Source organism: Mameliella sp. AT18 (assembly GCF_028807275.1).
Taxonomy (GTDB): Bacteria; Pseudomonadota; Alphaproteobacteria; order Rhodobacterales; family Rhodobacteraceae; genus Antarctobacter; species Antarctobacter albus.
Genome location: NZ_JARAMO010000315.1, coordinates 1 through 15,417, shown reverse-complemented (window position 1 = coordinate 15,417; position 15,417 = coordinate 1). Strand labels below are relative to the sequence as shown.

At 66.0% G+C, this 15,417-nt stretch carries 12 protein-coding genes; 7 read left to right on the top strand and 5 right to left on the bottom strand.

What is annotated here, in order from left to right; genetic code table 11:
- The first annotated feature begins 90 nt into the window (after window positions 1–90).
- Window positions 91–2,634, top strand: a complete 2,544-nt coding sequence (locus tag PVW46_RS26720; RefSeq protein WP_069211248.1) for a hybrid sensor histidine kinase/response regulator — start codon at window positions 91–93, stop codon at window positions 2,632–2,634.
- A gap of 7 nt (window positions 2,635–2,641) precedes the next feature.
- On the opposite strand, the gene yaaA is transcribed toward PVW46_RS26720, so the two are convergent.
- The 3 genes from yaaA to PVW46_RS26705 all read right to left on the bottom strand — a co-directional run bounded on the left by yaaA (window position 2,642) and on the right by PVW46_RS26705 (window position 5,967).
- Window positions 2,642–3,427, bottom strand: a complete 786-nt coding sequence (gene yaaA / locus PVW46_RS26715; RefSeq protein WP_069211294.1) for a peroxide stress protein YaaA — start codon at window positions 3,425–3,427, stop codon at window positions 2,642–2,644.
- A 70-nt stretch (window positions 3,428–3,497) separates the two neighbouring features.
- Window positions 3,498–5,555, bottom strand: a complete 2,058-nt coding sequence (recQ, locus tag PVW46_RS26710; protein ID WP_069211247.1) for a DNA helicase RecQ — start codon at window positions 5,553–5,555, stop codon at window positions 3,498–3,500.
- Window positions 5,556–5,673: 118 nt separating this feature from the next.
- Window positions 5,674–5,967, bottom strand: coding sequence for a YggT family protein (locus tag PVW46_RS26705; protein ID WP_069211246.1), 294 nt, complete (start codon window positions 5,965–5,967; stop codon window positions 5,674–5,676).
- Window positions 5,968–6,099: 132 nt separating this feature from the next.
- Between PVW46_RS26705 and PVW46_RS26700 the strand changes: the two genes are divergently transcribed.
- The 6 genes from PVW46_RS26700 to arfB all read left to right on the top strand — a co-directional run bounded on the left by PVW46_RS26700 (window position 6,100) and on the right by arfB (window position 11,352).
- Complete coding sequence (locus PVW46_RS26700) at window positions 6,100–6,639, top strand: acyl-CoA thioesterase (RefSeq protein ID WP_043143082.1); 540 nt, start codon at window positions 6,100–6,102, stop codon at window positions 6,637–6,639.
- A gap of 102 nt (window positions 6,640–6,741) precedes the next feature.
- Window positions 6,742–8,112, top strand: coding sequence for an MFS transporter (locus PVW46_RS26695; RefSeq protein WP_069211245.1), 1,371 nt, complete (start codon window positions 6,742–6,744; stop codon window positions 8,110–8,112).
- On the top strand, window positions 8,109–9,026 hold the full coding sequence (gene mepA / locus PVW46_RS26690; protein WP_069211244.1) for a penicillin-insensitive murein endopeptidase: 918 nt from the start codon (window positions 8,109–8,111) through the stop codon (window positions 9,024–9,026). The genes PVW46_RS26695 and mepA overlap by 4 nt, the downstream gene beginning before the upstream one ends.
- A 7-nt stretch (window positions 9,027–9,033) precedes the next feature.
- On the top strand, window positions 9,034–9,933 hold the full coding sequence (locus PVW46_RS26685) for an esterase-like activity of phytase family protein (protein WP_083242478.1): 900 nt from the start codon (window positions 9,034–9,036) through the stop codon (window positions 9,931–9,933).
- Window positions 9,934–10,034: 101 nt separating this feature from the next.
- The gene (locus PVW46_RS26680) at window positions 10,035–10,676 is read left to right on the top strand and encodes a queuosine precursor transporter (RefSeq protein ID WP_069211243.1); all 642 of its coding nucleotides are present in this window, start codon (window positions 10,035–10,037) and stop codon (window positions 10,674–10,676) included.
- 253 nt (window positions 10,677–10,929) lie between these two features.
- Entirely contained in the window at window positions 10,930–11,352 is a 423-nt protein-coding gene (arfB, locus tag PVW46_RS26675; protein ID WP_043143077.1) for an alternative ribosome rescue aminoacyl-tRNA hydrolase ArfB, read from the top strand.
- Between the two features lie 111 nt (window positions 11,353–11,463).
- On the opposite strand, the gene PVW46_RS26670 is transcribed toward arfB, so the two are convergent.
- Together PVW46_RS26670 and lysA are read right to left on the bottom strand one after the other, a co-directional pair.
- Window positions 11,464–14,007: a DUF4175 domain-containing protein gene (locus PVW46_RS26670; protein WP_069211242.1), complete on the bottom strand. Its 2,544-nt coding sequence runs from the start codon at window positions 14,005–14,007 to the stop codon at window positions 11,464–11,466.
- Between the two features lie 37 nt (window positions 14,008–14,044).
- Window positions 14,045–15,310 carry a diaminopimelate decarboxylase gene (lysA, locus tag PVW46_RS26665; protein ID WP_069211241.1) on the bottom strand — a complete coding sequence of 422 codons (1,266 nt, stop codon included), beginning with the start codon at window positions 15,308–15,310 and terminating at the stop codon, window positions 14,045–14,047.
- Between the last annotated feature and the right edge of the window lie 107 nt (window positions 15,311–15,417).

The following is a 15,417-nucleotide window of genomic DNA, read 5'->3' as shown; positions in this document are numbered from 1 at the left end:
CCTGACCCAAGGCGGGGCTGACGCCCGTAGTTTAAGGAGATGTTCACCTCGCCGGGGCAAGAGTCCCGGGGTCTGAAAGGAGAGCCCGGGATGGAAATGGCCGATCGCCTGGCCGCGGAACGGCGCGCACGGCTGGCTGCGGAAAGACTTCTGGAACAAAAGCAGGCTGAACTGTTCGAGGCCAACCGCCGCCTGGGCAAACACGCGCTGGAACTGCGCAACGAGATTCAGGAAACCCGGACCGAGGTCAAGGTTGTCCGGGACGAGAACCAGCGCGTCATGCACCAGCTGGGCGAGGCGACGCAAAAGATCGAGGTGGTCACCGAACAGCTGTGGAGCGCATTGGAAACCATGCGCGACGGCTTTGCCATGTACGACGAGAACCTGCGCCTGGAACTGGCCAATCCCGCCTACCTGCAGGTCTTCGAAGGGGTGGAAAGCATCGCGCCCGGCGCTTCCTATGAACATGTGCTCAAGGTGCTGATCCAGGAAGGCATCGTCGATCCGCAGGGCGAACACCCGGACGACTGGACCCACCGGATGCGCGCCCGCTGGGACATGGACCCGATCCCGAACGAGACGCTGCGCCTGTGGAACAACCGCTTTGTCAAGATCCGTGACCGGCGCCTCCCGGATGGCGGGATCGTCAGCCTGGGCGTCGACATCACCGGGCTGATGCGCATGTGGTCCGCGGTCGAGGAAATGCCCGACGGCTTTGTCATGTACGACGCCGAAGACCGTCTGCTGATGTGCAACCAGCAGTACAAGGACATCTACGCCAAGAGCGCCCCCGCCATGCGGCGCGGCGCGAGTTTCGAGGAAATCCTGCGCTACGGGCTGGACCGCAAGCAATACGCCGAGGCCATAGGGCGCGAGGAGGACTGGCTCGAGGAACGGTTGCTCGTGCACCGCCAATCCGAGACCGAACTGGAACAGCAGCTGGAGGACGGTCGCTGGCTGCGGGTCTACGAAAGACGCACCCGCGACGGTGGCCTCGTCGGGCTGCGGGTCGACATCACCCAGATCAAGCAGGACCAGGAGCGACTGAAAGAGGCGACCATCCGGGCCGAGGCCGCCAACCGCGCCAAGTCCGCCTTCCTCGCCAACATGAGCCACGAGATCCGCACCCCCATGAACGGCGTCGTCGGCATGGCCGACCTGTTGATGGACACCGAATTGAGCGAGGAACAACAGCTCTATGCCGACACGATCCGCAGTTCGGGCGAGGCGCTGCTGGTCATCATCAACGACATCCTCGACTATTCCAAGATCGAGGCCGAAAAGCTGCAACTGCACCCCGCGCCCTTCGACCTTGAACGCGCCATCCACGAGGTGGTGATGCTGTTGCAACCCACCGCGCGGGACAAGGAAATCTCGCTGCTGGTCGACTACGACATGTTCCTGCCGACCCGTTTCATCGGCGATGCCGGGCGGGTCCGACAGATCCTGACCAACCTCTTGGGCAACGCGGTGAAATTCACCATCCAGGGCCACGTCCTTGTGCGGGTCGTCGGCGTGCCGGGGGATGAAAACGCCTCGTCCATCCACATCACGGTCGAGGATACGGGCATCGGCATTCCGCCCGACAAGGTCGACCACGTCTTTGGCGAGTTCAACCAGGTCGAGGATGAGCGCAACCGCACGTTTGAGGGCACGGGCCTGGGCCTGGCGATCACCCGACGGCTGGTCGAGCTGATGGACGGCGAGGTCTGGGTGGAATCCGACCTGGGCAAGGGCAGCTGTTTCGGATTGCGCATCCTGTTGCCAACCGAGGAACCCGCCGTCTTCGAAACAGCCCGCCTGCCCGGCCACCTGTCACGGGTGCTGGTCGTCGACGATCACAACGTCAACCGCGAGATCCTGTCGAAACAGTTGGGGATCATCGGGCTGAGCGCGGATTTCTGCAAAACCGGGTACGAGGCCATCGACCACATGGCCCAGCGCCCCGACCTGTTGCTGATCGAACAGGACCTGCCCGACATGAGCGGCCAGGATCTCGCCGCCCAGGTCACCCGCGGAGGGCGCAATATCCCGGTCATCCTGATGGCCGACAATCCGGCCCAGGTCGCCCGACGTCCGGGCCTGGACATCGCCGCCGTCCTGCAGAAACCCGTGCCGCGCCGGGCTCTTTTTGCCGCCCTGGAAAAGATCGGCGTCGCCCACTACCCCGAAGGTGACAGCCCCGGCCCCCGGGACCCGGCCGAAGGTGCGCCCCCTGCCCTTGCCTCGCCGGAACCGGGCGGTCCGCTGGACGTACTGGTGGCCGAGGACAACAAGACCAACCAGCTCGTCTTTCGCAAGATGGCCAAGGATTTCAACGTCACCCTGCGCTTTGCCAACAACGGGATCGAGGCGCTCGAGGCCTATCGCGACCGGCGGCCGGACCTGATCTTCATGGATATCTCGATGCCGCGCATGGACGGCAAACAGGCCACGCGCGAGATCCGGGCGCTGGAAAACGGCGGCCCGCAGGTGCCGATCATCGCCGTCACCGCCCATGCCATGAGCGGCGACCGCGAGAGCATCCTGGCGGCCGGTTTGAACGACTACCTGACCAAGCCACTGCGCAAGGCCGCGCTGGCCGAGAAATTCGATCTTTACGCGCCGCAGAAATCGCGGCACGCGGTCTCTTGACCGGCGTTCAGGCCGATTGTGCGCCGGCCTCTGCCGGGCGCAGAAAGACCGGGCGATCCGGCTCTGACATGTCCGGCTGGTAGACATAGCCGCCAAGGTCGAAATCCAGCAGGCCGTCAGGGTCCGTCAGGCGGCGCTGGATGATGTAGCGCGCCATCGACCCGCGCGCCCGCTTGGCGAAAAAGCTGACGATCTTGGGGCCGCCCGGCTTGTCCTCCATGAACTGCGGCGTGATGATCCGCAGCTTCAGGGGCTTTTCCGGCACGGCGCCGAAATATTCCTGGCTGGCGCAATTGACCAGCACGTCGGTCCCCAGCGCCTCGGCCTGCGCACGCAGCGCCTTGGCGATCTGGTCGCGCCAGTAGTCATACAGGTTGCCGCCGCGCCGCGTCTTCAGCCGCGAACCCATTTCCAGCCGGTAGGCCTGCATCGCGTCCAGCGGGCGCAGCACCCCGTAAAGCCCCGACAGGATCCGCAGGTGATCCTGCGCCCAGGTCATTTCCTCGGGGTCGAGCGAACCCGCCTCGAGCCCCAGGTAGGTGTCCCCGGCAAAGGCCAGCGCGGCGGGGCGCAGGTCCTCGGGGCCGGGCGTGTCGGTAAAGGCGCGGAAACGATCGCGGTTCAGCCGCGCGAGGTCATCCGACAGGTCCATCAGGCCCTTGAGGTCCTTCAGGCTCAGGTTCCGGGCCGTTTTGGCCAGACGCTGTGCGTCTTCCTCGAACGCGGGTTTGGTCATCTCGACCGTCCGTTCCGCCCAGTCCAGCCGCTTGGCCGGAGAGATCACGACAAGCACCATCCGCCTCCATCACTTCCAGTGACCCCGAGGTAGTCTGCCCGCCCGCCAAGGTCCAGAGCCGGGCCTGTCAGCCCGCGTTTTCCTGCAGCACCGACCAGAAGACCGGGCCGAACCGTTCCGCCCGCTTGTCGCCCAGCGCCTGGCACAGCGCGTCCTCGCTATGGGGCGGACGCTCTGCCAGCTTGGCAAGCAAAGAGGCGGAACAGGACAGCGGCTTGTCGGTGCCGTCGGGACCGCGCAGCAGATCGGCCTGGGCCGCCATCAATGCATCGTAAACCGCCCCTGTCCCCCGCGCCGCCAGCTTGCGCCGGCGCGGGTGCATCTCTTCGGACCCGCCGTTCAGCACCTCGAGGAATTCTGCCCCGTAGCGTTCCAGCTTCTTGGCGCCGATGCCGGAAATCCGGGCCAGCTCGTCCATGTTGGCGGGACGGGTCTCGGCCATCTCGATCAGGGTGCGGTCGACGAAGATCACGTAGGCGGGCACGCGCGCCGCCTCTGCCAGCGCGCGCCGCTTGGCCTTGAGCGCCGAGAGCATGGGCGCGTGTTCCTCGCTGACCAGGGCCTTGACCGCCGGGCGGCGCTCCGTCGCGCGGACGACGGCATCCTTGCGCAGCTGGATCGCCTCCTCGCCGCGCAGGATCGGCAGGGCCCGGTCCGTCATGACAAGCGCCCCGTGGCGTTCCGCGTCCGGGCGCATCAGGTCATGGCCCATCATCTGACGGAACACCGCCTGCCACTGGCCGCGGCTGAGATCCTTGCCGACACCGAAAGTGGGCAGGCCGTCATGCCCCCGTTGCTTGATCTTGTCGGTCTCCTTGCCCAGCAGGATGTCGATCAGGTGCCCGGCGCCAAAACTTTCGTCCGTGCGCAGAGCGGCAGAAAGCGCCTTGCGCACCGCCTCGGTGCCGTCGAACAGCTCTGGCGGGGTATCGCAGAGGTCGCAGTTGCCGCAGGCCCCGGCCTCTTCGCCGAAATAGGCCAGCAGCGCCTTGCGGCGACAGCCCAGCGCCTCGGCCAGCCCCAGAAGCGCGTTCAGCCGCCCGTGGTCGGCGGCGCGGCGTTCCGGCGGGGCCAGCCCCTCGTCGATCTGAGAACGGCGCAGGCGGATGTCCTCGGGGCCGAACAGGGTCAACGTCTCGGCCGGGGCGCCATCGCGGCCTGCGCGGCCGATTTCCTGGTAATAGGCCTCGATCGACTTGGGCAGGTCCGCATGGGCCACCCAGCGGATGTCCGGCTTGTCCACGCCCATGCCAAAGGCCACGGTGGCAACGACGATCAGCCCGTCCTCGGTGGCAAAGCGTTCCTCGACATGGCGGCGGTCATCGGCCTCCATCCCGCCATGATAGTGACAGGCGGCGTGGCCCTCCTCGCGCAGGGCGCGGGCGATGCCTTCGGTCTTGGCCCGCGTGCCGCAATAGACGATGCCGGACTGCCCCTTGCGGGCACCGGCGAACTTCAGGATCTGGGCGCGCGGCCCGTCCTTGGGTTGAAAGGCGAGATGGATGTTGGGCCGGTCAAAACCGCGCAGGAAGGTCGTCGGCGGCTGTCCGTCGAAGAGCCGCGTGACCATTTCCTCGCGCGTTTCGACATCCGCCGTCGCGGTAAAGGCCGCCAGCGGCACGTCCAGCGCGCGGCGCAATTCCCCGATCCGCAGGTAGTCGGGGCGGAAATCATGGCCCCACTGGCTGACGCAATGCGCCTCGTCCACGGCGATCAGAGAGATCCCCGCCTGCGCCAGCATCCGCTGCGTGCCGCCATTGGCCAGCCGTTCGGGCGCGAGGTAAAGCAGTTTCAATTCACCGGAATGCAGCATGTCCCAGACCGCATCCGTTTCCTCGGGCGTGTTGCCCGAGGTCAGGGCACCGGCGGCCACGCCTGCCTCACGCAGGCCCCGCACCTGGTCGCGCATCAGGGCAATCAGCGGTGAGATCACCACCGTCACCCCGTCGCGCAACAGCGCAGGCAGTTGGAAACACAGGGATTTGCCGCCGCCGGTGGGCATGATGGCCAGCACGTTCTCACCCGCGGCCACGGCCTCGACAATCTCGCCCTGGCCGGGGCGAAAGGCGTCGAAGCCGAAAATCTCTTGCAACAGCGCCTCGGCGCCCCCGGCATCGCGCGGCATGGAAAACCTGTCGGATTTGTCTGGATCTGCTCTCAATCCAGACAATCACATACTAAGATTCGGTGAATCAAGCCCCAGCCACCACAATATGCGGCTTTTGACCGTGACGCGCGCGGGATCAGAACCCGTAGAAAAACCCGGCGTTGTTGGCCAGGATGATCTGCAGCGCGTAGACCCCGATCAGCGTGATCAGCGGCGCCAGGTCCAGCCCGCCCATCGGCGGCAGGATGCCCCGGATGCGCGAATAGACAGGTTCAAGGATCCGGTTCAACCCGTCCCAGATCGCCGCGACGATCGGCTGGCGCAGGTTGAGGATCTGGAAGTTGATCAGCCAGCTCATGATCACATGGGCGACGATGATGAAGACCGCGATGCTGAGAAGCATGTTCAGGATCTGAAAGAGCGACTGCATCTGATGGGCCTTTCCTCGTGGTGCCGGTCGGCCCAGAGGTATGCGCAGAAACACTTAAGGACAAGTGTGCCGCGAGGTCCCGATTGACGCGGCTTTGCGCGCGCAGCATCACGCGGGCCAAGGAGCCTGCCCATGTACCCATTTCTGCGTCTTGCCCGCAACGTCCGCCAAGCCCGCCGCGCCCCGCGACTGGGCCTCTTCGATACCCATGTCTCGACCCACGTCTGCATGCCCTGGGATCTCGATCTGTGGTGGGAGCTGAACAACGGCCGCACCCTGACGATCTATGACCTTGGCCGCATCCCGCTGGCGATCCGCACCGGCCTGGTGGACGTCTTGAAACGCGAAGGCTGGGGCCTGACCATCGCCGGGTCGGTGGTGCGCTACCGGCGCCGGGTCCGCATGTGGGACAAGGTCGAGATGCACTCGCGCATGCTGGGCTGGGACCGCAGGTTCCTCTACCTCGACCAGTCGATGTGGCGAGCGGACGGCGAATGTACCAGCCAGGCGATCTATCGCGCCGCCCTGACCGACGCCAAGGGCATCGTCACCACGGATCGCTCGGCCCCGGCATTGGGCGCGCCTGCGGCAAGCCCGGCTTTGCCCGACTGGGTGCAGACCTGGATCGCCTCCGAAGACGCACGGCCATGGCCGCCTGCAACGAAAAAGTGACGAAGCCAGCGGCTATCTAGCCTCGGAACACCCGCCGTCGTTAACCACTTGCCACGCCCCCTGCCGATGGGTTCTATCGCCCCATTCCGAAAAGGGGCAGGCATGGCACATCCGACGAAACGGCAACGCATCTGGGGCTGGATGTTCTTCGACTGGGCGCAACAGCCCTACGCGACCCTTGGCCTGACCTTCATCTTCAGCCCCTATTTCGCCGCCGTCGCCGCCGAGTATTTCATGAACCAGGGCGCCGAGGCCGCCAGTGCCAAGGCCAATGCGCAAAGCCTCTGGTCCTCGGCCCAGACCATCGCCGGCCTTGTCATCGCCTTTTCCGCGCCTCTGCTGGGGGCCTGGGCCGATGCCACCGGGCGTAAGCGACCCTGGTTCTGGCTGTTCACCGTGATCGCCATCCTTTCCGCCTTCACCCTCTGGCAGCTGCAACCGAACGGCAGCGGGCTCTACATTGCCCTCGCGATGTTCTGGATCGGCTTTGTGGCCAGCGAATCCGCCTTCAACCTGAACAACGCGATCCTGCCCAGCCTCGGCACACAGGAAGAGGTAGGCCGCATCTCGGGGACCGCCACGGCCTTTGGCTATTGGGGGGGTGTGCTGTCGCTCTTCATCATGTTGTTGTTCTTTGCCGAAAATGAAAGCGGCACCACCCTGATCGGACTTTCCCCGCCATTCGGGCTGGACGCCGAGGCACGCGAGGGCACGCGGTTCGTCGGGCCCTTCATCGGGCTGTGGTTCGCGATCTTCCTCATTCCCTTCTTCGCCTGGAACCACGACGATCCGCTGGAACGCAAGAAACCGGAAAGCGTGCGCAAGGTGCTGGCAGACCTCTGGCAGACCATCCTGCGCGTCTCGCGCCGCAAGTCCTGCCGCAGTTTCCTGTTGTCCTCGCTGTTCTACCGCGACGCGCTGACCGCGCTTTATGCCTATGGTGGCATCTATGCGACGCTGGTGCTGGACTGGCAGGTGATCCAGGTCGGTGTTTTCGGCATCATCGCCGCCATCGCGGCCGCGGTCCTGTCCTGGGTCGGCGGGCTGGCGGATCAGCGGTTCGGCCCCAAGCCCGTGATCCGCACCTGCATCTGGGTTCTGATCCTCGTCGGCTGCGTGATCGTGGGCATGTCGCGCGAAAGCCTGTTCGGGATGCCGCTGGCCGAAGGCTCGCTGGTGCCGGACATCATCTTCTACATCTGTGGCGCGATCATCGGCGGCACCGGCGGCGCGCTCTATTCCGCGTCGCGGTCGATGATGGTGCGCCATTGCGATCCCGCGCGCCCGGCGGAGGGGTTCGGCCTGTTTGCCTTGGCGGGCAAGGCCACGGCCTTTCTGGCCCCCGCGCTCATCACCCTGTTCACCTATGTGACACAGTCCAACCAGCTGGGCTTTCTGCCGGTGATCGGGCTTTTCCTGATCGGACTCGTTCTGCTAGCATGGGTGCATCCGCAGGGAGAGAGACCCGCATGATCCGTTTCATTACGACCATTTCCCTTGTCCTTGCCCTGGCTGCCTGTGGTGGCGGCGGGCGTGACATCTCCGGGGCCCGCGCTCCGGCCCGTCCGCTGGACCCGGTGCTGTCCTCCAAGGAGGCCAAGCAGCTTTTCGGCGCCAAGAGCCAGGCCTCGACGCAAAAGGCCGAACCCTTCGGGGGTTATGCCAAGGGCTGTCTTGCCGGTGGGGTTCAGCTGGCCGAAACCGGGCCGACCTGGCAGGCCATGCGCCTCAGCCGCAACCGCAACTGGGGCCACCCCGAGCTGATCGACTACGTTCAGGATCTCAGCCGCAAGGCCGCGCAGCAGCCGGGCTGGAACGGCCTGTACCTGGGCGATTTCAGCCAGCCGCGCGGCGGCCCGATGCTGACCGGCCACCGTAGCCACCAGATCGGGCTGGACGCCGATATCTGGCTGCGCCCCGCCGATAACCTGAACCTCTCGGTCAAGGCGCGCGAAAACATCTCGTCGATCTCGATGCGTCGCTCGGCAGGGGCCTATACCAACGACAAGTGGACGAAACAGCACCACGAGATCCTCAAGGCCGCCGCCAGCGATCCCCGCGTCGCGCGCATCTTTATCTTCCCGGGCGCCAAGGTACAGATGTGCAACGATGAAAAGGGCGACAAGTCCTGGCTGCGCAAGGTGCGCCCCTGGTGGGGGCATCACTACCATTTCCACGTCCGGCTCAGCTGCCCCAAGGGCGCCGCGGGCTGTGTCGACCAGGCGGCGCCGCCCCCCGGCGACGGCTGCAAGGAGGCCGAAGGCTGGGTCGACCGTATCCTGAACCCGCCGCCGCCCGATCCCAACGCCAAACCTTCGCCGCCCCGGCGCGAGCTGACGCTGGGCGATCTGCCGCGCGCCTGTGCCGACGTGCTGGCCGCGAACTGACCCACGCATGACACGCCGCCTGTTTCGCCGCCTGCGGGCGCTGACGCTGGTCTGCGCCAGCCTCGCAGGCCTTGGCGCCTGCGCGGCAGAGGTCGGCCCGAAGGTGCAGTTCATCAGCCATCTGGACTGGCCCCCAGGGCCACACCGGATGGGCGGGTTCTCCGGGCTGGAACTGTCCGACGACGGCGCCCGGTTCACCGCCATTTCCGACCGCGGCTTCATCGTCACCGGGCGCCTTCACCGCGAGGGCCCGAAACTGACCGCCATCGAGGAAGATACCCCCGGCCCGTTGCGCAACCCGCAAGGCGCGCCTGTCTTGGGACTGGAGGCGGATTCCGAGGGCCTGGCGATTGGCCCTGACGGACGCATCCATGTCTCGTTCGAGGGGCGGCACCGGGTCAGCGCCTATCCCTCTCCGGATCGCAGCCAGCCATTGCCCACACCTGATGCCTTTGCCGCCCTCCAAGGCAATTCCGGCTTCGAGGCGCTGGCCATCGACGACAAGGGCCATCTCTACACCTTGCCCGAACGCTCGGGCCGGCTGACGCGGCCCTTCCCGGTCTGGCGTTTCGACGGCAGCCGATGGAGCCAGCCGTTCTCGATCCCACGCTCGGGCGGCTTTCTCCCGGTCGGCGCCGATTTCGGCCCCGACGGGCGGTTCTACCTGCTGGAGCGCGAATTCACCGGCTTCGCCTTTCGCAGCCGGGTCCGGCGGTTCGTCATCACCGGCGACAGGATCGCCGGCGAAGAGACCCTGCTGGAAACGCCGCGCCACAGACACGGCAATCTCGAAGGATTGGCGGTGTGGCGCGACGCCACCGGCGCGATCCGACTCACCATGTTGTCGGACGACAATTTCAAGAGCTTCCTGCGCAGCGAGTTCGTCGAGTACCGGGTCACCCACTGACCCCCATGCCCCTTGACGCGGCACCGGGGCCACCTGTAAGCCCCCGCAATCCGGTTCTCCGGATCAAGTCCCCGCAACCTTGCAAAAAACGGGTCACACACATGACACGCGCTCATCTTCCCGGCATTCTTGCCATGGCGGCCATTGTCTTGGCCTCCAACATCCTCGTCCAGTTCCTGTTCGGCCAATGGCTGACCTGGGGCGCCTTCACCTATCCGCTGGCCTTCCTGATCACTGACTTGATGAACCGCATCTACGGCCCGGGCCCCGCGCGGCAGGTGGTCTTTGTCGGGTTCATCGTCGGGGTCTTCTGCTCGCTCGTGGGCACCCAGATCCTGCTGCAGGGCGACGGGTTCACCTACCCGGCGGTGACGCTGCGGATCGCCATCGCCTCGGGCCTGGCTTTCCTCACCGCCCAGATGATGGACGTGGCGATCTTCGACCGCCTGCGGCAGGGAAAATGGTGGCGCGCGCCGCTGGCCTCGACGCTGGTCGGCTCGACGCTGGACACGGCGATCTTCTTCACCATTGCCTTTTCTTCCACGCTGACCTGGATCGAACCGGCAAACGATGTCGCATGGGCCAACGAAGTGCTGCCTCTCCTGAGCGTCGGACCCGAGGTACCGCTTTGGGTCTCGCTGGCCGTGGCCGACTGGATGGTGAAACTCAGCCTCGCCCTCCTGGCCCTGGTCCCGTTCCGGATGATCGTTTCACGGGCACTGCAGAATCAAAAATTGGCTTGAGACGCAAAAAAGACTTTGTGGTTTGCCATGTGCGTGGCACCATCATCTTGCGTTTTCAACAGCTGAAAGGAGGTGATCCAGTGTCGAGAGAAGCATTGGAGAGAGGTGTCGGAACAGTTCGGGAGAGCGCGCTCTAGGGCAGCCCCTGGGGCGATGATCCCCCGAATTGGCAGAGCCTAACCGGCCCCGCCTCCGTATTCTCGAAGGGCCGCTGATCTGGCGGCCCTTTTTATTTTGCACTAGGTCCTAGCCCATGTTGCGGATCACCGACCAAATCAGCCTCGAAGACTGGGAACTGACCGAACAATTCATCCGCGCCTCCGGCCCGGGCGGCCAGAACGTCAACAAGGTCTCCACTGCCGTCGAACTGCGGTTCGAGGCGGAACGCTCCCCCAACCTGCCACAGGCGGTCAAGACGCGGCTGCGCAAGCTGGCCGGGCGCCGCTGGACCAAGGACGGCGCCGTCGTCATCCAGGTCGAAGACACCCGCAGCCAGGCCCGCAACCGCGAAATCGCCCGCGACCGGCTGGCGGAACTGGTTCTGAAAGCTACGCAAAAGCCCAAGCGCCGCATTCCCACAAAACCCACGCTGGGGTCAAAGAAACGTCGCCTCCAGTCCAAGAAGCAGCGCGGCGAGGTCAAATCCCTGCGCGGCAAGATCGACCCCGACAGCTGACCCCGGCTTCTTCTTGGCAAAAAATACTCCCGCCGGAGGCGTCCCGAGGACCCGGCCAAAGGCCGGGCCCGAGGCAAACTGCGCGCGCAAGCGCACAATCGGATTATGGGATCAGAACCGTTCCAGCAGCCGGTCGAGGTAGTTGCGCTCTTCCTCTGGACGGTCCAGCTCACCCGACCGGCGGCGCAGCTCACCCAGCAATTCCTCGGCCCGGCGATAGACGTCCTGTCCCTGCAACAGGCCCTCGTCGGTGCCGACCCGGCCAGTGTTGCCGGTGTTCCGCCCCAGCGGGTCGCGCTGCTCGCCCGGGTCGCCGCCGTCGGCAAAACCCTGTTCGCCGGTGCGCTGCTGCTGTTGCTGTGCCAGCGCCTCGCCCAGGTCACGCATGCCTTCGCGCAACGCTTCCAGCGCGCGGGATTGCTGGTCTATCGCGCGACCAAGATCACCGTCACGCAGCGCGCGTTCCGCACCGTCCATGGCACCTTCGGCCCGTTCCAGCGCCTCGGCGGCGCGTTCGCCCGCCTCGGTGCCCTGGCCGGGCAGCGCCTGACGCTGGCGGTTCAGCTCGTCCCGCAGGGCGCGCTGGCGCTCGGCCAGTTCGCTGGCGGGATCGTCACCGCCCTGCCCCTGGCCGGGGTCACGTCCCGCCTGGCCCTGGCCGGGCTGGCGATCCTGTCCCTGCGGCCCCTGGCCCGGCTGGCGCTGGCCCTGTCCGCGCTGGCCGTTGTTCAGGTCGCGGAACGCCTCGTCCGACAGTTCCTGCTGTTCGCGCAGCGTGTCGGCCAGCCCCTCCATCGCCTGTTCGCCCGGCGACTGTCCGCCGCCACCTGGTCCCTGGGTGATCTGCATGTTGTCCAGCATTTCCTGCAACTGGCGCATGGCTTCGGCGGCCTCGGCCATCCGGCCCTGCTCCATCAGTTCCTGGATGCGGTCCATCATGCGCTGGATGTCGTCCTGCGACATCTCGATCATGTCCTGCGGATTCATCTGCTGGCCTTCCGGGTTCTCCCGGGCCTGCTGCTGGCCCAGCTGGCGCATGTAGTCGCGCGTCGCCTCGCGCAGCTCCTGCATCAGCTCGGCAATCTCCTGGTCCGAGGCACCGTTCTTCATGGCCTCTTCAAGCCGTTCGCGCGCCCGCTCCATGCGTTCGCGGGCGTCGTCCAGGTCGCCTTCCTCCATTTCCAGCGCCAAGTCCCACATCTTCTGCGCCAGCTCGTCCTGTTTCTCGTCCGTGATGGCGCCGTATTTCGCCAGCGTCTCCAGCCGCTTGGCCAGAGCACGCAGACGCATGTACTCGACATCCTTGCGGAACAGGTCGTCGGGCTCGTTCAGGATCGTCTTGAAGATCATCGCGATGTTGGCCGCGTTCTCACGGTTCCACAGCAACGCCTGCCGCTGTTCGATCAGCGCAGCGGCGACAGGATCGAAAAAGCGCCGCCCGGGCATGGTCAGCGACTGCGGTTCCGACAGGCCGCTCTGTCCGCGCCCGTCCTGAACCTCCAGCGACAGTTTCACCGGCAGGTTTGCCCAGGGATGCAGAGAGAAGTTGCCGACAAGCGCCTCGGTGAACTCGGACCGGTCGCCCGCCACCGGCATCGGCAGTGGCACCTCGATGGTTTCGCGCGGTTCGGGTTCGATCGCGCGGCCATAGCGCCGGTCGACAGCAGCCAGGTCCAGCGTGAACCGCGCCTTGCCCATGACGACCCCGTGGTCGTCACTGGCGGTAAAGGGGATCTGGGCCTCACCTTCGTAGCTGACCTCGATCTCGCCATCGCGTTTTACGGCGGGCGCGGCATCGGGGATCATGGCGATCTGCCAGACGCGCCCTCCGGGCCCATCCACTGCCAGTTCGCCGGATTTCAGAACCGCAAAGTCCTGCGCCGTTTCCTGTGCCTCTTCCGGGCTCAGGTCGCGGCCGGAAATGCTTTCGCGCACGCTCAGCGCGCCAACCTCGCCGTACATGCGCAGGGTGATTTCGGCCCCTTCTGGCACGTCGATTTCCGGCGCAGTGATGTCATTCAGGTAGACCGAGGGCAGACGCGTATAGGCCGGCGGCTGCATCCAGCCTTCCCAGGCCGGACCCTGTGCCAGGTCGGGACCGCCGGCGCCCATGCCGGTCACGGATTGCACCCGCACCAGAGACCCGAACAGGATGGCCACCGACAGCGCCAGCAGCGCGACATAGCGCAGTGCCAGCGGATCGTTCTTCGACACGCGCAGATCCGGTTCGACCGCCCGCGCCTCGGCCAGCCGGTCGCGCATGCGTTTCTGGTGCGCGCGCCAGACCGCCGTTGACGAGGCATCGCCGCCGCCGATGGCCTGGGTGTCCAGAGCCGCCTGGATCGGGTTGCCCCTCAGCGTGCCGTCCAGTCGCAGCATCGCCGCCCCGCGAGAGGGCCAGCGGAACTGCCGCACGCCGTACCAGCCTGCCCAGATCGCGCCCGCGCCCAGCAACGCCGCGGCGCCCCAGACCCATTCCACCGCGACCTCGTCCTGCACGCCCAGCATCAAGAGGGCGAGCGCGAAGATGGCGATGGACCAGAGCGGCCAGAAGGACCGTGCCAGCCGTTCGGCCACCATGCCAAGCCGGGTCAGGACCAGCGGCCAGCGCAGGGTGCGGAAGATCTCGGGGATGTCGGTCCGGTTCGGGGCCATATCGCTCCTCGCAGGGTCAGCCTGCGAGGAGGATACCTCACAGCCACTCGGGGATGGTATCGCGATTTATGATGTCGTCAAAGGTCGGCCTTGGGCGGATAACCGCGAATTGATCGCCGTGCACCAGCACCTCGGGCACCAGCGGACGGGTGTTGTATTCGCTGGCCATCACGGCGCCATAGGCCCCGGCAGAGCGGAAAGCGACCAGGTCCCCCGCCGCCACGGGCGGCATCAGGCGGCCCTTGGCAAAGGTATCGCCAGTCTCGCAGACCGGTCCGACGATGTCATAGGGCGAGAGTTCGGCGCCCGGCGCTGCCTCTTTTACGGGCACGATTTCGTGATGCGCGTCGTACATGGCCGGGCGGATGAGATCATTCATCGCCGCGTCTAGAATCAGGAAGTCCCGCCCCTCGCCCTGTTTGACGTAAATGACCCCGCTGACCAGCAGCCCCGCGTTGCCGATGATCAGGCGCCCCGGCTCGATCTCGATCTCACAGCCCAGGTGGCCCACGGTGCGCTGGATCAGTGCGCCATAGTCGGTGGGCAGCGGCGGCGCCTCGTTGGAACGCGCGTAGGGAATGCCCAGGCCACCGCCCAGGTCCAGACGCGTGATCTCATGCCCGTCGGCGCGCAGCGCCTCGGTCAGCTCGGCGACCTTTGTATAGGCCTGCTCGAAGGGCTCCAGCTGGGTCAGCTGGCTGCCGATGTGCACGTCGATGCCGACGACTTTCAGTCCCGGCAGGCGGGCGGCGTCGGCATAGACCTCGCGCGCGCGGGCGATCGGGATGCCGAACTTGTTTTCCGACTTGCCGGTGGCGATCTTGGCGTGGGTCTTTGCATCCACGTCCGGGTTCACCCGCAGCGTGATCGGCGCTTCGACACCCATCGCACTGGCCACCTCCGAGATCACCCGCATCTCGGGCTCGCTCTCGACATTGAACTGGCGGATGCCGCCCTCCAGCGCCGCGCGGATTTCTGCCCCCGTCTTGCCGACGCCGGAAAAGACGATGCGATCACCCGGCACGCCCGCTGCCTTGGCCCGCGCATATTCGCCACCCGAAACCACGTCCATGCCCGCGCCCTCGGCGGCCAGCGTCTTCAGGATCGCCTGGTTCGAGGCGGCCTTCATCGCGTAGCAGACAAGGTGCGGACCCCAGTCCAGCGCCTCGTCGAACAGCCGGAAATGGCGGACCAGCGTCGCAGTGGAATACAGATAGAACGGCGCGCCCACGGCGGCCGCGATCTCGGCCACCGGAACGTCTTCGGCATAGAGCTGCCCGTCGCGGTACAGAAAATGATCCATGTCCGCGCTTTAGCCGAGAGCGGGCAACGGGGCCAGCCCTCTCTTCATATCGGACCATGCCATGGGCCGATGCCCCGGGCTTCTTCTTGGCAAAAATACTCCGGGGG